General features: G+C 38.6%; 19 protein-coding genes. 11 read left to right on the top strand and 8 right to left on the bottom strand.

The window, feature by feature from the left end; genetic code table 11:
• Positions 1 to 146 precede the first annotated feature (146 nt).
• Together Q9M50_04530 and Q9M50_04525 are read right to left on the bottom strand one after the other, a co-directional pair.
• Positions 147 to 2942: a hypothetical protein gene (locus Q9M50_04530; GenBank protein ID MDQ7089895.1), complete on the bottom strand. Its 2796-nt coding sequence runs from the start codon at positions 2940 to 2942 to the stop codon at positions 147 to 149.
• 594 nt (positions 2943 to 3536) lie between these two features.
• Complete coding sequence (locus Q9M50_04525) at positions 3537 to 3878, bottom strand: hypothetical protein (protein ID MDQ7089894.1); 342 nt, start codon at positions 3876 to 3878, stop codon at positions 3537 to 3539.
• Positions 3879 to 3963: 85 nt separating this feature from the next.
• Here Q9M50_04525 and Q9M50_04520 point away from each other — a divergent pair, with 85 nt between their 5' ends.
• From Q9M50_04520 to Q9M50_04505, 4 genes are all read left to right on the top strand, one after another.
• Complete coding sequence (locus tag Q9M50_04520; protein ID MDQ7089893.1) at positions 3964 to 4440, top strand: hypothetical protein; 477 nt, start codon at positions 3964 to 3966, stop codon at positions 4438 to 4440.
• Between the two features lie 139 nt (positions 4441 to 4579).
• Positions 4580 to 5023, top strand: coding sequence for a hypothetical protein (locus Q9M50_04515; GenBank protein ID MDQ7089892.1), 444 nt, complete (start codon positions 4580 to 4582; stop codon positions 5021 to 5023).
• 118 nt (positions 5024 to 5141) lie between these two features.
• Positions 5142 to 5372, top strand: coding sequence for a hypothetical protein (locus Q9M50_04510; GenBank protein MDQ7089891.1), 231 nt, complete (start codon positions 5142 to 5144; stop codon positions 5370 to 5372).
• Positions 5373 to 5419: 47 nt separating this feature from the next.
• Complete coding sequence (locus Q9M50_04505) at positions 5420 to 5554, top strand: hypothetical protein (GenBank protein MDQ7089890.1); 135 nt, start codon at positions 5420 to 5422, stop codon at positions 5552 to 5554.
• Positions 5555 to 5616: 62 nt separating this feature from the next.
• Here the strand turns inward: Q9M50_04505 and lspA are convergent, their stop codons facing one another.
• Both lspA and ileS read right to left on the bottom strand, forming a co-directional pair.
• Positions 5617 to 6090 carry a signal peptidase II gene (lspA, locus tag Q9M50_04500; protein MDQ7089889.1) on the bottom strand — a complete coding sequence of 158 codons (474 nt, stop codon included), beginning with the start codon at positions 6088 to 6090 and terminating at the stop codon, positions 5617 to 5619.
• Positions 6083 to 8908 (bottom strand): isoleucine--tRNA ligase, encoded by a 2826-nt coding sequence (ileS, locus tag Q9M50_04495; GenBank protein MDQ7089888.1) that lies wholly within the window; start codon positions 8906 to 8908, stop codon positions 6083 to 6085. The genes lspA and ileS overlap by 8 nt, the downstream gene beginning before the upstream one ends.
• Positions 8909 to 9063: 155 nt before the next feature.
• Between ileS and Q9M50_04490 the strand changes: the two genes are divergently transcribed.
• Together Q9M50_04490 and Q9M50_04485 are read left to right on the top strand one after the other, a co-directional pair.
• On the top strand, positions 9064 to 9402 hold the full coding sequence (locus Q9M50_04490; GenBank protein ID MDQ7089887.1) for a type II toxin-antitoxin system HigB family toxin: 339 nt from the start codon (positions 9064 to 9066) through the stop codon (positions 9400 to 9402).
• A complete protein-coding gene (locus tag Q9M50_04485) occupies positions 9365 to 9655 on the top strand; it encodes a transcriptional regulator (protein ID MDQ7089886.1) in 291 nt (96 codons plus the stop codon). Before Q9M50_04490 ends, Q9M50_04485 begins: the two co-directional genes overlap by 38 nt.
• A gap of 144 nt (positions 9656 to 9799) precedes the next feature.
• Here the strand turns inward: Q9M50_04485 and Q9M50_04480 are convergent, their stop codons facing one another.
• Both Q9M50_04480 and purT read right to left on the bottom strand, forming a co-directional pair.
• On the bottom strand, positions 9800 to 10471 hold the full coding sequence (locus tag Q9M50_04480; protein ID MDQ7089885.1) for a lytic transglycosylase domain-containing protein: 672 nt from the start codon (positions 10469 to 10471) through the stop codon (positions 9800 to 9802).
• Between the two features lie 11 nt (positions 10472 to 10482).
• Positions 10483 to 11682 carry a formate-dependent phosphoribosylglycinamide formyltransferase gene (purT, locus tag Q9M50_04475; GenBank protein ID MDQ7089884.1) on the bottom strand — a complete coding sequence of 400 codons (1200 nt, stop codon included), beginning with the start codon at positions 11680 to 11682 and terminating at the stop codon, positions 10483 to 10485.
• A 506-nt stretch (positions 11683 to 12188) separates the two neighbouring features.
• On the opposite strand from purT, the gene Q9M50_04470 reads away from it, so the two are divergent.
• The 5 genes from Q9M50_04470 to Q9M50_04450 all read left to right on the top strand — a co-directional run bounded on the left by Q9M50_04470 (position 12189) and on the right by Q9M50_04450 (position 15877).
• A complete protein-coding gene (locus Q9M50_04470; protein MDQ7089883.1) occupies positions 12189 to 12917 on the top strand; it encodes a hypothetical protein in 729 nt (242 codons plus the stop codon).
• Between the two features lie 187 nt (positions 12918 to 13104).
• Positions 13105 to 13593, top strand: a complete 489-nt coding sequence (locus Q9M50_04465) for a dihydrofolate reductase (GenBank protein ID MDQ7089882.1) — start codon at positions 13105 to 13107, stop codon at positions 13591 to 13593.
• The gene (locus tag Q9M50_04460) at positions 13593 to 14198 is read left to right on the top strand and encodes a 5-formyltetrahydrofolate cyclo-ligase (GenBank protein ID MDQ7089881.1); all 606 of its coding nucleotides are present in this window, start codon (positions 13593 to 13595) and stop codon (positions 14196 to 14198) included. Before Q9M50_04465 ends, Q9M50_04460 begins: the two co-directional genes overlap by 1 nt.
• Positions 14199 to 14234: 36 nt before the next feature.
• The gene (locus Q9M50_04455) at positions 14235 to 15407 is read left to right on the top strand and encodes a M20 aminoacylase family protein (GenBank protein MDQ7089880.1); all 1173 of its coding nucleotides are present in this window, start codon (positions 14235 to 14237) and stop codon (positions 15405 to 15407) included.
• A complete protein-coding gene (locus Q9M50_04450) occupies positions 15407 to 15877 on the top strand; it encodes a hypothetical protein (GenBank protein MDQ7089879.1) in 471 nt (156 codons plus the stop codon). The genes Q9M50_04455 and Q9M50_04450 overlap by 1 nt, the downstream gene beginning before the upstream one ends.
• Positions 15878 to 15902: 25 nt before the next feature.
• Here Q9M50_04450 and Q9M50_04445 read toward each other — a convergent pair whose 3' ends face one another.
• Positions 15903 to 16940: an RnfABCDGE type electron transport complex subunit D gene (locus tag Q9M50_04445; GenBank protein ID MDQ7089878.1), complete on the bottom strand. Its 1038-nt coding sequence runs from the start codon at positions 16938 to 16940 to the stop codon at positions 15903 to 15905.
• A gap of 1 nt (position 16941) precedes the next feature.
• The gene (gene rsxC, locus Q9M50_04440) at positions 16942 to 18276 is read right to left on the bottom strand and encodes an electron transport complex subunit RsxC (protein ID MDQ7089877.1); all 1335 of its coding nucleotides are present in this window, start codon (positions 18274 to 18276) and stop codon (positions 16942 to 16944) included.
• Positions 18277 to 18359 lie beyond the last annotated feature (83 nt).

The following is an 18359-nucleotide window of genomic DNA, read 5'->3' as shown; positions in this document are numbered from 1 at the left end:
TTTTATAGAAATTTATTATAAAGCTTATTTATTATTTTTAATAATTTAATTTAAAGTTTATTTATTAGGCTGTATCAACTGATTGTGAATGTTATCAATTATATATAAGCAATTGATTTTAATATATTTTATTTAGAAGAACAAGTCTATTCTAACCCATCAATCAATTCTTGATAACGTTCAAACAAAAAGGCAACCCGTGCGGCATCGTCTTTTTTGCCTTTATATCCATAAGCGGCATCGACTACTTTATCTAGAGCGTTGTGGGCTTTGACTAAATCGGCGGGCATTCCCTCTTTAGCGTATAACATCGCTAATGAGCATTTTTGATTTTGTTCTGCACATAAATCTTCTTCAGCTTTTCGGGCATCTAAAATTTGTTGTGCGGCGGTTTCTATTTTTTTTATTTGTGCCGATTTTAGGTTTTCAGGAAAAGGATAATTGTTATAAACAACGGTGTTTGAATAACGATAACGACTTTCTAATCTTCCACATACAGCTCTCATCCAAGCATTATGAAAAGTTGAGCAAAGTAAGCCAAAATTATATAGACTGGCATTAGGCATCATAAAATTGGCATATCCGCAAATTACATCGGCATTAATATAGCCAATCGGTATAAATCGGCGTGTTTCAGAAGAGACAACTGGAATTAATAAATACGGTTGGTCAGTTTGACGAATTTCACCAAATAAATAGGGTGTCTCAGCTAACTTATTTGTTACTATGCGATTGCTTTCTAATCGCCATTTTTTAACCAATTCAGTACGTTGTTTTATTTCGGGTGACTTAAGTCGGTCATTTACAGTGCTTTCTTTTAACCATAAACAATAACGAGGTAAATTATTAATAAATTCAGCAGCCCCTAAAAACTGGCGAATATATTTACTAGCAATGCTATCATTTTGTTTGATAAACTTAGCTTCTTCTTGAGATAACAAAAAATTTCCATCATCAGAAGGAGGTGTTCCTTTTGTCATTTTTGGTGTGTCAGAGATTAAAGGGGTTCGACGTTTTTCAATAAAAATAGTCGAAGCATCCACTAAATAAGGGTTAATTTGTTGTGCTTTTATTTCAATTGGCTCACCACTAATATTATCCCCATAATCAAATAAGCGATAAGACTCTAATTCTTGCAACCCAAAACCCATAATGACGCAATGGACAGCCGCAACGCCTTTACCTTCATTACTCCAACGAAAAGTACGATGAGCAAAATAAAGCCGAATATTTAATCTTAATAATTCTGTCCATAAAATAGCGACTTGTTCACCTTGCGTTAAACTATTCGTTGAAACAAAAGCAACAGCAGTATTATTATTTGTTTGAATATAACGTGCCGCTTTAACATGCCATGCGGTCACCAAATCTAAAACACCCGCCCCTTTCATTCCTTTAAAAATTTTGGCGCAATCCGCTTTTTGTGCTTTAGTTTGATATTTATAACCCACAAACGGCGGATTACCCATAATAAAACTACACTTTTCAGGCGCAATCACTGTTTTCCAATCAATTTGTAAAGCATTCGCATGAACAATATTCGCCTTTTTAACCAACGGAATCCGATTAAAATAATTACCCAATTCCTGCACTTTTAAATTCATTTGATGATCCGTCAACCACATTGCCACCGTCGCAATATTTACCGCACTGCCATCAATATCAATCCCATGAAACTGGTCAACATCACATTTAATTAAAGTTTCAACCGATAATTGTGCCGATTTCGCCTTACTAAACTGTGCATGAATAACGTCCAATTCTAATAACCGTAACTCCCGATAAGCAACAATCAAAAAGTTACCACAACCACAGGCAGGATCAAAAAAATTCAAAGCCGCTAACTTTTGATGAAACACCGCCAACTTAGCCGTCTTAACCTTACCAACACGACTACCTTTAGGACTAATATGCTCAAATTCAGCCCGTAAAGCATCCATAAATAAAGGATCAATCGTTTTTAAAATATTCTCTTCACTGGTGTAATGCGCCCCAAATTCACGACGTTTCTTAGTCTTTCCGCCCGCTTTCTCATCATCAAAGTGCATAATCGCTTGAAATAAAGAACCGAAAATCGCGGGGCTAATCTCGCTCCAATCCAGTTCACAACACTCAATTAAAATAGTCCGCACTTCCTCATCAAAATAACAATCCTCCAATGCGCCCTCAAACAAAGAACCGTTAATATAAGGAAAAGCGGCTAAATGTTCGGGCAAGTTTTTTAAGCGTTTCTTAGTCGGTTGATTGAGTACCTTAAATAACGTTTGTAAGCGTTCGTGTAAATTTTCACCGTCAACCTGCGTATAATTTTTTAAATAATCCAAAAAAACAGTGTTTTCACCAAACAGATTGGTATTATCCGCAAACAAGCAAAATAACAAACGTACTAAATAGGTTTCTAAATCTTTACTGTTATAACCTGTGGCTTTAATGACATCATGTAAGCCTGCCATTTTTTCCGCCGCATCCTTATTAATCCGCTCTTGACGTTCATTAAATAACTTTTCATAGCCTGTTATAAAACGAAAACTCTCAATATATTGCGGTAATTCTGCTAACTTGATTTTTAAGACTTCGCCTTTATTTTCTTGGTTATATAAATGCAGGTTTTGAAAATCACTGACCAAAACACAGCGCGGCAACTCCTCATTTTTTAAACCATGAAAATAATCGGTTGCTTGAAGGTAGGCTTTATCTAAATCTTTCCCCTCTGATTTCATTTCAACTAACAATAAGCTAGGAAAAAAAGCATCTATACGACCACTGCCCTTTAACTTTTTAACCCGTGCTTCAAAACGAACCGAACGGCGATAATTTAAGTTAAATATTTCACATAAATCACGGATAAAATTTTGTGCCTCACCCATTTCATAATGAGAGTTTGCGTAATTTTTAACAAACTTCGTCGCGCGTTTTCTTAAGGTTTCAATCGTTAAGGTCATAATACAAGATACGTTTATAGGTTAGTTTCAAATCAAAAAAATCCATGTGTTATTTTTGTTTATTTATTATAAAATCTAAATTCATTGTCTTTATAAAATCAGTCACTCATTGAATGAAATTAAGTAGCGTTATTTGATGGAGAGGAGGCAGCCAGTTTAAGAGCAAAACAAGGGGTCAGCCAGCTTGATTTTTCGACCTTTAAACAAGGAAACAAGAAAAACAAGGGGTCTATACAGGTTTCTTATCGACTGCCTGTTAAGCAGACCTCCCCAGATAAGAACATGAACTGTCACGCCACAACCTCATCATTTACGTTATCTCACAAACCTTGGGTTTCGTTGTCTTGTGCCAACTCACCTCAGAGACTACGCCTAATATGATATTTCTGTTCGTAGGCTTGTCGTTTTGCGCTTAGGTTTCCTTCTCACAACACTTCCAGCAACTCCCGCCCCAGGTATTATTTTTTTATTTTAAAATGAGTACAAAATTTTATGAATAAGTCACCCTTCGGCAAGATAAACCGACTAAATTTACTAGGTAAACTATTTTATATTAATACGCAAGAAGAAGAAATTATATAACCTTTAATTATTTTATGAGCTATCAAAACCCTCTTTTATATCAATATTAGGTTCTAATATATACGGCTTATGTTTATTTATAATTGATAAATAAAAAATTTCCCAATCTGGAATAAAATAAGACAGGAATAAAGCTGTCATTTTATGCCATAAATAAGTTTTTGTTCTAAATTTTTTTCTAGCGTTTTGAAATAATTCACAACATTCTTCTTGTACTTGATCAATTAGAAAAGCTAACATCATTAGCATTGAAAATACTGTTGCTAAATGAATTTTTCCATGACCATAATTATGTTCAAAGTTATAACCTTTATTCTTCAGCGTATTATGGAATGCGGATTTAATAAAACCCAAAAATTAATAAATTATATTAGTTGGTAACAAGCTTTGAATCAAGTATGCTCTATTGTTATGAAAATACAAAATTATCCAGTAAACATTGAAGCGCAAATGCGCAATTTTTATAATAGCTTATCGGAAAAAGACCGTCGCCGTTACTCGCGGTCAACAGGAATTAAAAACCGACCTATCTAATGAAAAGCAACGCATTCGCAAATCAGGAGGAGGACGTAACTTTTTACTGCCAACCCTTGATGGAATAGATGAGGTATTTTTAGACGTATTGAAAAATAACACGGCGGGATCTCCCATGGATGAAACGATAAAATGGACAAATTTATCGCGCCCTGCTATCGCGAAAAAGCTTGGGGAACAAGGCTTTCCAATGAGTGTAACGGTTGTTGATAGACTGTTGAAAAAACATAATTTTCGTCCACGGCAAGCTTTTAAAGCCGAGGCAGGAAAGTCTAATATCCCTTATCGAGACGAACAATTTAAGAATATTGAACGCCTCAAGCAGGAATATACAACACAGGGAGATCCTGTTTTGAGTATGGATGTTAAAAAAAAGAATTAATCGGTAATTTCTTTCGTGCAGGTACGCTTTACACACAAGAAATTATCAATAATGGTATCTACTTTAAATCTCAGGGTAAAGATAAAATTTCTAAAATAGATTTGACAACATATCATAAAAGAACGAACATTTACATACTTTGAATATCCACGACCTACAGGCTGAAACTAACGCCATTTATCAAGAAATCGCTCAAATTGAAAGTAGCGAAGCGCAGGATATTGTCAAAAAAATATTCAATCTTATTGAACGCTTAGCCAGTGATAAATTGTCTTTAGAAACTGAATTACAGCAACTTCGTGACGAGGTTAATCGCTTGAAAGGTGAGCAGGGAAAGCCTGATATCAAACCCAATAAAAATAATAAGGGTGATGATATTTCATCCGAAGACGAACGTAAAAAAGCACAAGTTGACGCGCAAAAAGAAACTAATAACGACACTGAAAATACGGACTCGGATAAGAAAAAACGCCGCCGTAAACCCAAGATCCCACGAGTTAAAATCGACCAAACGCTAAAATGCCTACTCGACAAAACTGGCTTGCCTAGCGACTTAGTATCTAAAGGCTTTTTCGTAGCTTAATTCCCATGCTTAAGTCTCAGGAAAAAAGCGAGCTTTATCGCAGCGGTATTCTCAACAGTGATACGGTCATATTGATGATACCAGTGCGCGAGTCAACGGTGATAACCACTATTGTCAGGTGGTCTGCAATGACTTGTTTACCGCTTATTTCACCACCAAACACAAAAACCGTTTATCGGTTCTGGACGTGCTGACCGATTATGCGCCACGCCATTATATCTACAATCAACAAGCTCAATCCTTGCTTGACGAGTTCAAGTTAGCTGATAAAGCGCGGGTAAAAGTTGATGCTCAAATACCTGTTAATACAGTGATGAATCAAGAAGACAAGCGCGTGCGCGAGACATAAGCTTCCAGACTCGAAATGAGAAAGGCACGAAAATCAAAGACAGTTTTATGAGTCTTGCTGAAACGGCTAAAAAACTAGCCGTGAGTTTTTATGATTATGTTTATGACCGAGTTAGTGGTGAATTCAAAATGCCGTCTATGGCGAATCTTATCGCTCAAAAAGCGCAAAGTTTGCAGGTCTGATATTTGTTTTACCCTGAAATTTAAAGTAGATACTCGGGTGAGCGATGCCCACCCGACCATCATTACGTTTCTTCTTTAGGCCGTCCAATACCAAAATTTTCTAACAGCATTAAAAACACCCCCACACAAATTGCAGAATCAGCCACATTAAACGCGGGCCAATGTTTATCCTGATAATAAACATCTAAAAAATCAATCACATAACCATACGCGACACGATCTATTAAATTACCCACCGCGCCCCCTAAAACCAGAGACAAGGCCACCGCTGATAATAATTCTTGCTGTTTTAAACGCACAATCCAAGCTGTAATCAGAATGCTCATAGCAAAAGCGAGTCCTGCAAATAACCAACGTTGCCAACCCCCTGCCTCACTTAAAAAACTAAAGGCCGCGCCTTCATTACGCACGTAGGTTAAATTAAAATAGGGCATAATTTGAATCGACTCATAGAGCTGCATTGTCGCTGTCACCGACAACTTACTCCATTGATCTAAAATTATAATCAGTATAGATAATCCAAACCATTTAAGCATAGTGCCGAACCTCACCTTCTCCTGCAATATTTTCTACACAACGACCACACAGTTCAGGATGTTCTGTATGTGAACCGACCGTTTCTTGATGATGCCAACAACGAACACATTTTTCATGATTTGAAGCCACGGCTTTTAATTTCAAACCCGCTAAATCAGTCTGCATCGCCTCTTCAGGGGCATCATTTAGTGGTTTGATAATCGCACTGGAAGTAATAAAAATAAAATGTAATTCCGATTCAATCGGTTTTAAACTTGAAAGCATTGCATCATCACAATAAAGCTCTACTTCCGCATTTAAAGATGAACCAATTTTTCCATCTGAACGTAAGGTTTCTAATTCTTTACTCAGGATGGTTCGAGTGACAATCAATTGATCCCAAAACTCTGTGGTTAAAGGTGTATCTGAATCTAAGGTAAATAACCCCTCATACCATGTTTCTAAAAAGATAGAATCACGACGCTCACCTGGAATATAGTTCCAAATTTCATCAGCCGTATAACTAATGATTGGAGCTAGCCAACGTGATAAGGCTTCGATGATATGATAAATGGCCGTTTGTGCTGAACGGCGAGCTAATCCATCAGCTTTAGCGGTATATTGACGATCTTTAATAATATCTAAATAAAAACCACCTAATTCCATTGCACAAAAATGATGAACTTTTTGATAAATATGTTGGAATTGATAAGTCTCATAATCGGCTTTAATTTCTTCTTGTAAGTGATAGGTTTTATCAATCACCCAACGGTCAAGGGCTAATAAATCATTCGGTGCGACTTTATCGGTGGTGGGATCAAAATCCGTTAAATTGGATAATAAAAATCGTGCCGTATTGCGTAAACGCCGATAGCCATCGGTGGTTTGTTTGAGAATATCCAGTGATACATTCATTTCACCGCGATAATCCGTAGCCGCTACCCATAAACGTAACACATCCGCGCCTAAGTCTTTCATCACCGTTTGCGGTGCAATCACATTACCTGCGGATTTAGACATTTTTTTGCCTTCCGCATCCACGGTAAATCCATGCGTTAACACTTGTTTATACGGGGCAACGCCATTTATCGCGGTTGAGGTTAATAATGAGGATTGAAACCAACCCCGATGTTGATCTGAGCCTTCTAAATATAAATCAGCAGGAAAGGTTAATTGCTCACGACGATTAACGACAGCTTCATGCGTCACACCTGAATCAAACCAGACATCTAAGGTATCGCTCATTTTATCGTAGTGTTCAGCGTCGTCCCCTAAGAAATCGGCGATGTCTAATGAAAACCACGCTTCAATACCTTTTTCTTCAATTTTTAATGCGATTTCTTCAACTAATTCATGAGTCCGTGGGTGTAATTCCCCTGTTTCTTTATGTACAAAAAACGGTATCGGCACGCCCCAAGTTCGTTGTCGAGAAATACACCAATCAGGACGACCTTCTAACATGGACTCAATGCGTGCCATGCCCCAGTCAGGAATCCATTGGACTTTTTTCGCTTCGGCTAAGGCTTGTTCACGCAGTTTATTTTTATCCATAGCAATAAACCATTGCGGGGTGGCTCTAAAAATAATTGGGGTTTTATGTCGCCAACAATGTGGATAACTGTGTAATAACGCATGGTGATGAATTAACGCGCCTTTTTCTTTTAATACCTCGACCACATGGGCATTCGCATTAAAAACATGCTCACCAGCAAAAAATTCGGTATTCGGTAAAAATACGCCATTATTTCCGACTGGATTATCCACGGGTAATCCATAACGTTGACCCACAATATAATCGTCTTGACCGTGACCGGGTGCGGTATGTACTGCGCCTGTTCCTGCGTCCGTAGTCACATGATCGCCTAAAATAATCGGAACTTGGCGATCATAAAAAGGATGCTGTAATAACTGATTTTCTAACGCATCGCCTTTACAATATGCGAATACATGATAATCATCAATGCTGTAGCGCGACATCACGTCTTTTAATAAGGCTTCGCCAATCACTAAACGTTCTTTAACGCCTTCATTTTCAACTTGAACGAGGGCATATTCTAATTCAGGATTAACCGCAACTGCTTGATTAGCGGGGAGTGTCCACGGGGTGGTTGTCCAAATAACCACTGATAAAGGGCCTTCGCCTTCATGATCTTTCACATGATGACAGCTTTCAATGAATGCTTTAGGGTTTGAAACTTTAAAACGCACATCAATGGCAGGTGAATGTTTATCTTCATATTCGACCTCTGCCTCGGCTAATGCAGAACCACAATCTGTACACCAATGAACAGGCTTCGCGCCTTTTTCAACGTGATTATTGGCATGAATTTTACCTAATGAACGCACAATATCGGCTTCAAATTGATAATCCATCGTTAAATAAGGCTGATCCCATTCCCCTAAAATTCCTAAACGAATAAAGGCTTCTTTTTGGAGTTTGACTTGCTTGGCTGCGTATTTTCGACATTCTTTACGAAAAATTTCAGGGGAAACTTTAACCCCTGCTTTACCAATTTTTTTCTCGACTTGTAACTCAATCGGTAAGCCATGACAATCCCAACCAGGAACATAAGGCGCATTAAAGCCCGATAAGGTTTTGGATTTAAGAATAATATCTTTGAGAATTTTATTTACCGCATGACCAATATGAATTTCACCATTGGCATAAGGAGGGCCGTCATGCAAAATAAATTTAGGGCGATCTGCGGTCAGGTCTCTAATTTGTTGGTATAAATCCGCTTGATTCCATTGCTTTAAACGCATCGGTTCGCGTTGGGCTAGATTGCCTTTCATCGGGAAAGCGGTTTTGGGTAAGTTGAGCGTTTTTTTGTAATCCATGATGGGTATTTAAAAGGTGTAAAAAGAGAAAAAATCAGTTACGAATTATTTTAACAGGCAACTATAAATTATGTAGAATATTAAAAAAAATCATTGTTTCCATTTTGGTAACTAATGTGTGATATACTTTATTCTTCTAAGAAAAGAGACTTTATATGAGGATAATATCTAACAAAACACTTAAAAATTTTTATGAACTAAATTCTGAATATAAAGATTCAAAAGTTCCTCTTGAAGTATGGTACTTAGAAACTCTAAAGGCAAACTGGAAAAAACCACAAGAAATAAAAGCGAAATTTCGTTCAGCAAGTATATTGAAAAACAGTCGAGTTGTGTTCAATATTGCAGGAAACAAATACCGACTTATTGTTGCAATTGATTACAATAGACAAGTTTGTTTTATAAAATTCGTTGGAACACACAAGCAATACGACCTTATTGACGCAGAGATTTATAATGGATATTCAACCAATAAAAACCGAACAGGATTATGAAAATAGTCTTCATAGAATAGAACAATTATGGGGAAGTCCTGAAAATTCAGTAGAAGGGGATGAACTTGATATTCTTTTAGTACTTGTTGAAGCGTATGAAACCAAGCACTATCCTATTGCACTGCCTGACCCAGTAGACGCCATAAAGTTTAGAATGGAGCAGTCGGGATTAACCCGTAAAGATTTAGAACCTTTTTTAGGCTCAAGAGGAAGAATTTCTGAAATATTTTCTAAAAAAGAGATTTATCGTTAACCATGATTCGAGCCTTACATAAAAATCTACAGATTCCTTTGGAAAGCTTAATTCATTGACGTTCTTAGGGTAAAAAATACCTATTAAAGGGGGTAGAGGCGCGAAGCATCACGCCTCTATCGTGTGTTATTCCATTATAAAATATTACCCTTGATAATAAGCCAAGACCTTTTTGACATAATTACGGGTTTCTTTATAAGGTGGAATGGTATTATTGTATTTTCTAACCGCTCCTTCCCCTGCGTTATAACCCGCAACGGCGAGGCGCATATTTGAATTAAACATTTTCAATAATATTTTTAAATAATGCGTTCCTCCATCAATACTTTGTTGTGGATCATTTCGATTCGTCACGCCAAAGCGTCTTGCTGTGGCAGGCATTAATTGCATCAATCCCACTGCCCCAACGGGTGAAACCGCATTAGGGTTATAAGCGGATTCAGCTAAAATAACCGCGTGAACCAATTTCTGATCAACATTGTATTTTTTAGCCGCATTCGCAATAAAATGGGAATATTTTTTTCTATTGGCTTTTGCTGAATGTGATATTCGGCTGTACCGTGCTTTTTCTTTACGACTTAAGCTGCCTTTTTTTGAAAACCCTTTTTTTGAAAAACTACTTAAACGTCCTAGCGTGTTATCATTATTTCTAAGTCGAACTACCACTTTAGTCCGAATAATGCGTTTATAGTTTTTATTAGGCGGGCTGTCGGTATAGTGAATTTTACCACTCTTATCTTTATACTTATAAACATCAGCATTCGCAAATTCTGAAAAAATAAAAGCGACTAAAAAAACCATTAGAAGTTTGATCATATATCCTCCCCTTATTCGTTGATAATTTTTATTAACTGAGCCGCTTTGATGGCATTGGCTTTTGCATCCTCCGTATTTTCTGCCACACTAATCGCGACCCCCATTCGTCGGGAGACAAAGGCTTCAGGCTTTCCAAATAAACGGACTTCGGTTTCAGGAATACTAAGGGCTTTATCTAATCCCTCATAAACCACAGATTGGCTGTCTATTCCCCCTAAAATCACCGCACTCGCCCCTGCTGTTTGCAAGGTGGTTGAAATAGGCAGTCCTAAAATAGCACGGGCATGTAAATCAAATTCACTTTGTCGTTGACTTAATAGTGTAACCATTCCCGTATCATGAGGTCTGGGACTTACTTCACTAAACCAAACATTATCCGCTTGGATAAATAATTCGACTCCAAAAAGACCTAAGCCCCCCATTTCATCGGTTATTTTTTGTGCAATTTCATGTGATAATTGAATCGCCTTTTCACTCATTCGTTGAGGCTGCCAACTTTCACGATAGTCTCCGTCTTCTTGTCGATGACCAATCGGTTCACAAAAAGAGGTTTCGACTTGACCTTCGCTATTTAAGGCACGAACGGTTAATAAGGTAATTTCAAACTCAAAATCAATGCTTGCTTCAACAATGACTTTACCTGTTTTCGCTCGACCGCCTTCTTTTGCAACCCCCCATGCCGCGTCTAATTCAGCCTCTTTCGTTACTCTTGATTGGCCTTTTCCTGATGATGACATCGTTGGCTTAATAAAACAAGGGTAACCGATTCCATTATCAATCGCGGCTTTTAATTCATCAAACTGCGTTGCAAACGCATAAGCGGATGTGGGTAATCCAAGTTTTTCTGCGGCGACCGTTCTAATGCCTTCACGATTCATAGTTAATTGCACGGCTTTTGCATTAGGAATAACCTTATGCTGCCCTTCCGCTTCAATTTCAGCTAGAGCATCGGTAGCAATCGCCTCAATTTCAGGGATAATAAAATCGGGATTTTCGTCGCGCACTAATTTTTTAATCGCCTCGGCATCGGTCATATCAATCACATGCGCTCGATGGGCGACTTGATGAGCGGGTGCATTCGGATAGCGATCCACCGCAATCACTTCAACACCATAGCGTTGTAAAGAAATAGTTAGTTCCTTACCTAACTCCCCACTCCCTAAAAGTAAGGCTCTCGTCGCGTTGTTCGTTAATGCCGTTCCTATTTTCATATCAAATTTTATAAATAATAATTAATACGTCGCATTCTTCATTTTTTAAATTTAAAGTTCACTCGTTTTGACGACTGTTCTATTTTTGGGCGTTATGAAAATAATTTCATTGCTCACAATTTTTTTAGAAAAGTGTAAACTACCGTTAAAACTCAATAAAGAATGCGTCAGATTTTAAAAAAACCGATGTTTTATTATTCCATCGGGGATTATAAGTCGTTAAATATAATCAATTATAGTGCTGTTACTTGAGTTGTGTAACCTTGTTTTTGTTTTCTCCGCTATTTATTAAAATAATTAATTATAAAACGGCTATTCTTCACGACTAGCGTCCCAATAGTTCGTAATAGAACCCACATTAATTAAGGTTAGCCATTGCTTAAGTATTTCAAAGTATTCTAAAATCAACCCTTAAAAACTTGAATTATGACTTAGAAAATAGCCATTATTTTTTAAATCTTAGCTAAAAATGCGACTTTCCAGCGTTATCAATCAGGGGGAAAACCATGTTAAAAAAATTAATCGTTATCGTCTCTATCAGTTTATCTTTATTTGCCTGTAGTACCTATAACGAACGGGTAACCCCTGTTCTGTTACCGAGTTTACAAAATGATGCCATTGATGTTGAGGGTGTTTTATTAGTCGCGCAGTCTTTTGTTGATGAAGATAAAGCAGAAACGGCCTTTGGTTTTGATATTCGTGGGGCGGGTTTATTACCGATTAAAGTGGTTATTGATAATCAAAGTAACCATGTGGTGAGTTTAGTGGGGCAACAAACTTTTTTGCTCGATCAAAAAGGACAAGCGTGGCCATTATTAAGCGCACGTCAAGCGAATGAACGCGCGAGTGATGAAGTTCAAATCACCGAAACCGCATTAGGAGCAGGCGTTCCCAGTATATTAATGGGGACAGCGGGGGCAATTGCAGGGTTAGCGATTGGGGTTTTAACCGGAGATAATTTAGGCACGGCAGCAATGAAAGGCGCGGTTTTAGGCGGGGCGGTCGGGGCTATTTATGGCGGGGCGGCCAAGCACGATGAAATAGAAGGGGATATTGCTTATAATCTGGCCGATAAATCCTTACATAATCAACAGATCACACCAGGGTCATTAGCTCACGGTTATTTGTTTTTTCCTGGATTAGATGAAGCCGAGTCGGCACAAACCTTACGTTTATCCCTTATTATTAACGGCCATACGCGTATTGTTAATATTGGCTTAGACGGCTATTATTGATATTTTTAAGGCATCCTTCATTTAGCTAAAAAGTAGTTTACACTTTATTCTTACAAAATAATGTGGCGTAAAATAGCTCAAGCTATTTTCGTGACTCGCCAATAGCTAAAGCTATTGGACTCCAATTTAAACTGCAAACCGAAAAATGAAAGATGCCATTTTTAACTTTCTTATTTTTATTTAATCAATGACTCTCTCTCTCATTGTTGCAATGGCAACGAATCGTGTAATTGGTCTTAATCAACAAATACCGTGGCATTTATCGGCGGATTTAAAACGATTTAAACAAATTACGCTTGGGCACCCTATTTTAATGGGACGAAAAACCTATGAATCCATTGGTAAACCCCTCCCCGGTCGAAAAAATATTATTATTAGCCGTAACCTCGATTACCAGCAACAAGGGTGTGAAGTTTTTAATGAATTCACCACCGCGATGGAAAGCTGTTCTGAGGCTCAAGAATTATTTATTATTGGCGGGGCGAGTTTTTATGAGTCAACCCTCGATCAAGCGGATGTTATTTATTTAACTGAGATTCATCAAACATTTGAAGGGGATACTTATTTTCCTAAGATTAATCCCCTTGAATGGCAGGAAGTTGAACGCGAAACGATTAATAATGATCCCAAGGTTAATTTTTCTTATAGTTTTGTTAAATTACAACGCATAACGTAATGTCATTGATTAAAAAGTCGCAACGTCAACAGGCTTATGCCCGTAGAAAGGCGCAATGCCATAAAGATGAATTAAGTCGAGTTATTTGCCAGCAATTTTCTCAACACGCGGCTTATCAACACGCGACGACTCTTTTGGTTTATTTGCATTGTCGTTCGGAAGTAAGAACGCTTGAGTTTGTAAAAACACAGCTTAAAAATGATAAAAAAATAATTATTCCTTATTGCACTCACGATGAACACGGGCATCCTAAATTGGGATTATGGCGATTAACTGACTTAAATGAATTGGTCGCAGGAACATGGGGAATTTTAGAACCCCCAAAAGAACACTGGTTAAATCCATTAAAAACGATTAATCCGCAACAACTTGATCTAATCATGGTTCCTGGTGTTGCTTTTACTCAACAAGGGGCGCGTTTAGGCAATGGTGCGGGGTATTATGATCGTTTACTTAATCAGGTACGAACGGATTGTATTTTAATGGCCATCGCTTATGAATCCCAAGTCGTTAAAGTGCTTGAAATGAATCCACATGATGTTTACATGAATTTTGTTTTAACTGAAAAAAAATGTTACACGGGATGTTTTTCAAGAAAATGCTAAGCTAAATTTTTCTCATTACCGATAGGCATTGTATTCATGAGTATTCCAGAAAAAATGACACGATTAGATCCGCAAATGCGTCAATGGCGGCATCATTTACATCAGTTTCCTGAAACCGCTTATCAAGAAGTAAAAACAGCGGCTTATGTGAAACAAATTTTAAATGACTTAGGTTTACAGGTACATTCAGGGTTAGGAAAAACAGGACTGGTGGCTTGTTTATCAAGGGGAGAGAGTACTCAAAAAATTGCATTACGAGCCGATATAGATGCTCTCCCTATTAATGAAAAAAATACACTCCCTTACAAATCCCAACATTCGGGAAAAATGCACGCCTGTGGACACGATGGACATACGGCGATGCTTTTAGGGGCTGCGGCTTATTTGGTCAACGAAGGAGATTTTAACGGCACGGTTTATTTTATTTTTCAACCTGCCGAAGAAGCACATGCAGGAGCGAAAGCGATGATTGATGAGGGCCTCTTTGATCTTTTTCCAGCGGATAGTGTTTATGGATTACATAATTTTCCAGGTTTTCCACAAGGACATTTTGGGTTCAAAAAAGGAGCGGTAATGGCTTCGTTCGATTGCTTTGAAATTACACTAACAGGACAGGGAACCCATGCGGCCATGCCACATTTAGGGGATGATCTAATTGTCGCTGCGAGTCAATTGGTCGGTGCCTTACAAACCATTGTAAGTCGTCAAGTTGACCCGACACAGGCGGCTGTTGTCAGTATTACTCAAATTCATGCAGGGGATACTTGGAATGCGTTGCCAGATAACGCGGTTATTCGGGGGACTTTTCGATGCTTCACCCCGTCTTTGCAAAACCTTATCCGTGAACAAATTACTCAAATAAGCGATGCAATGGCTTTGGCTCAAAAACTCAGCGTTGAGGTTGTGTTTAATCCCGATAATGTGGGTTACCCCGTTACGATTAATACCGCTGAAGAGACCGCGATTGCAAAAACAGTCGCTGAAGAATTAATTGGAAAAGATAAAGTTTTTCAACCCACACCAAGTATGGGGTCGGAAGATTTTGCCTTTATGTTACAACAAAAACCAGGCTGTTATGCGTGGATCGGGAATGGATCAACCGAAGGCGGCTGTTTATTACACAACCCACATTATGATTTTAATGATGATAATTTAATACTGGGGGCGAGTTATTGGGTTAAATTAGTGCAAAAGATATTGGCGGTATGATGATAAAAAGTAAAATTTTTGGAGGGTTACGGTCAAAAAAAATTTCTTTTTGTTACGCATTGCTTGCTATAGCATTGTTACTAATGCACTTTATGGGTCAACATCAATATACGAGTTTTGGTGTTGACCATGATATTCGTCAAAAAAATCACTTTTTACATTTATTCGTTCGTCTTCGTTATCCTGGTGATGGTAGTGTTTGGGTCGGAGGAAGTGGCCGATTTCGATCATTGTCATCTTCTATAATAGAATCTTTTGATCTAGCAGGGGCATTTTTTAAAAAGCCACGTCCTCCTCAGCCAAAAACAATAGCCAATCATTATGGATTTTGGTTGATAACAAACGCGCAAGACAATCCTTTTACATCGACAAACCCATGGAGCTTTTGGCTAGCCGTCCCAGGCTGGTTGCCTGTGTTAGTTTTAATCATGATGCCAGTATATTCTATTAGATCAAAAAATCGTGAGTAAAAAGTTTTCGGTATCTAACGGCTGATTATTTACGCGCCCCATAAATTTTAGGTTGGGTATACGATTCAATTAGAGGGGTTGCGGCATTACCAAATAAAATAGCGTACATCACCGCTTCGGTCATCGCCCCATATAATCGAATTAAAACGGTTAAAAATCCCACTAAAACGCCAAATACAAAAATTCCCATTGGGGTTACGGGAGAGGCAACCATGTCACTGGCCATAAAGACGGCGGCAAACATTAAACCGCCTGATAAAATCATAAATAAGGCACGGGGCGCATCAGGATCAATTAAGTGAAAAAATTCCGCTGAAATCGCGGTTCCAAAAATAACAGCCGCTGGGATTCGCCAATCCAGCATATTTCTAAAAACTAAGTAGCCACCACACAATAGAATGAGTAATGCGGAGGTTTCGCCAGCAGACCCAGTTACCGAACCTAAAAATAAGGAGGTACTGTCGGTGATAACCTGTTGAAACTTCATTAATGCTAATGGCGTTGCGCCACTAAAACCATCGGTTGCCACTTGAGCGGTCCATTGTGCCGTTTCTTCTGGGCGCATAAAAGGCAGAGCTAAGGTCGATGGAATAAAGTCAACAAACCGATCAGCTACCTGTGTGGGTGTCCATGTTGTAATCGAAACAGGAAACGCCGCTTGTAAAAAAGCACGTCCGACTAAAGCAGGATTAAAAACATTAAAACCAATCCCCCCAAAGAGCGTTTTCCCCATGGCAATGGCAACAAAACCACCTACCGCCCCCATCCATAAAGGAAATCCAGGCGGTAAGGTCATCGCTAATAAAAGTCCTGTTATCACTGCACTAAAATCGGTAACGGTTGTTTTCTTAGCCGACATTTTACAAAAAAAATGTTCTGTCGCAACACAGGATAAGGGGACGACTAAAATTAAGGCAAACGCACTGATTCCAAAATGAATCACCGAAAATATAATTAAAGGAATTAAAGCATAAACCACATTCCGCATAATTTGGGGAACAGAGGGGGCGCGTCGAATATAGGGCGAAGTACGAAGATCTATTTTAGGGGGTTTAATCGCCATGTTATTGATGCCTTTGTCTATTGAGGGTTTTTGCGATTCTAAAGTACTGAACAAGCGGAATGTTTGAGGGGCAAACGTAACTACAACAGCCACAATCAAAGCAATCATTTAAGTTATATTTTTCTTCCATGACATCATATTGACGTTTTGCCGCTAACAATCCTAATTCAGACGGGTTTAAATTGATAGGGCAGGCTTGTAAGCATCGGGAACATTTAATACAGGGCATAATGTCATCATTTTTGGTTGCCCGTTTATCCAGCACTAATAAGCCGCCCGTTCCTTTGGTTGTCGGGACATCTAACGAGGCCGCCGACATGCCCATCATTGGCCCGCCTAAAATTAACTCGGCTTCATCCCCTGTGAATCCTGCATATTCAAGAATATGGCCTAAAGGCGTGCCGATGGGGACTTGGTAATTTCCTGGTTTTTCTAAATCATCCCCTGTCACCGTCACAATACGCTCAATTAACGCTTGCCCTTGAGGTAATAAACGCCCTATTTCAGCTAAGGTGGTCACATTGAAAATAGCGAGGCCTATTTCAGAGGGCAGTCCTTTCGATGGAATTTCAACCCCTAAAAGCGCGGTCGCTAACATTTTTTCCGCACCTTGTGGGTACTTAGTCACAACGGCCTCAATCGTAATTGAACCATCCGTAGGTAGATGCGGTTTAATGGCTTCTAAAACGTTGAGTTTATTGCTTTCAATTCCGATGATTGCTTTCGGCGCATCCACCGATTTCATCGCAATTTTAATCCCTCGAATTAAATGATTAACCTGTTCTAACATCACTCGATGATCGGTGGTTAAAAAGGGTTCGCACTCACAGCCATTAATTAAGACCGTATGAATGTTACAGTCTTTCGGAATACTCATTTTGACGTGAGTCGGAAAAGCCGCGCCTCCTAAGCCCACCATTCCCATAGTACAAACGGCTTTAATTAAATCTTGCCGTGATAAGGTGTCAAGATCACGTTGAACCCCATCTAATTGACGTTGCCCTGAACTGAGCATGGTTTCAATAATAATCGCAGGTTCACGCGTTCCTCTTGCGGTTAAAACCAATTCTATGCCCTTTACCGTTCCTGTGACTGACGCATATAAAGGCACAGAAACAAAGCCATCGGCCTTGGCGATTAACTCACCCCGTTCAACGTGTTGACCTTTATGAACAATCGACACCGCAGGTTTGCCAATGCTTTGCCCTAGCAACAAGATCACATGAGGCGGAAAGGGTAATCGACGCGTTTCTTTGTAATGGGTTTCTTTATATTCAGGGGGATGAATCCCGTGAGAAAAGGTTTTTTTTCTTCCAAAAAATTGTAAAAAATTCACTAAAAATAATCCTTGATAATTTCTAATTGGAGATTAAAATCGAGTATAAAGTTCATTTTTTGACGCTATCGTTATTCGGTTTA

This window comes from Methylococcales bacterium (genome assembly GCA_030949405.1).
Classification (GTDB): domain Bacteria; phylum Pseudomonadota; class Gammaproteobacteria; order Methylococcales; family Methylomonadaceae; genus WTBX01.
This window is presented reverse-complemented; position numbering and strand designations above follow the sequence as displayed.

What these genes read in the sequence shown, in the direction of transcription:
- ileS (MDQ7089888.1), bottom strand. Translation starts at nt 8,908, where the DNA reads ATGGATTACAAAAAAACGCTCAACTTACCCAAAACCGCTTTCCCGATG.
- Q9M50_04480 (MDQ7089885.1), bottom strand. Translation starts at nt 10,471, where the DNA reads ATGATCAAACTTCTAATGGTTTTTTTAGTCGCTTTTATTTTTTCAGAA.
- lspA (MDQ7089889.1), bottom strand. Translation starts at nt 6,090, where the DNA reads ATGCTTAAATGGTTTGGATTATCTATACTGATTATAATTTTAGATCAA.
- Q9M50_04460 (MDQ7089881.1), top strand. Translation starts at nt 13,593, where the DNA reads ATGTCATTGATTAAAAAGTCGCAACGTCAACAGGCTTATGCCCGTAGA.
- Q9M50_04470 (MDQ7089883.1), top strand. Translation starts at nt 12,189, where the DNA reads ATGTTAAAAAAATTAATCGTTATCGTCTCTATCAGTTTATCTTTATTT.
- purT (MDQ7089884.1), bottom strand. Translation starts at nt 11,682, where the DNA reads ATGAAAATAGGAACGGCATTAACGAACAACGCGACGAGAGCCTTACTT.
- Q9M50_04450 (MDQ7089879.1), top strand. Translation starts at nt 15,407, where the DNA reads ATGATAAAAAGTAAAATTTTTGGAGGGTTACGGTCAAAAAAAATTTCT.
- Q9M50_04455 (MDQ7089880.1), top strand. Translation starts at nt 14,235, where the DNA reads ATGAGTATTCCAGAAAAAATGACACGATTAGATCCGCAAATGCGTCAA.
- Q9M50_04445 (MDQ7089878.1), bottom strand. Translation starts at nt 16,940, where the DNA reads ATGGCGATTAAACCCCCTAAAATAGATCTTCGTACTTCGCCCTATATT.
- Q9M50_04505 (MDQ7089890.1), top strand. Translation starts at nt 5,420, where the DNA reads ATGAGTCTTGCTGAAACGGCTAAAAAACTAGCCGTGAGTTTTTATGAT.
- Q9M50_04530 (MDQ7089895.1), bottom strand. Translation starts at nt 2,942, where the DNA reads ATGACCTTAACGATTGAAACCTTAAGAAAACGCGCGACGAAGTTTGTT.
- Q9M50_04485 (MDQ7089886.1), top strand. Translation starts at nt 9,365, where the DNA reads ATGGATATTCAACCAATAAAAACCGAACAGGATTATGAAAATAGTCTT.
- Q9M50_04465 (MDQ7089882.1), top strand. Translation starts at nt 13,105, where the DNA reads ATGACTCTCTCTCTCATTGTTGCAATGGCAACGAATCGTGTAATTGGT.
- Q9M50_04490 (MDQ7089887.1), top strand. Translation starts at nt 9,064, where the DNA reads ATGAGGATAATATCTAACAAAACACTTAAAAATTTTTATGAACTAAAT.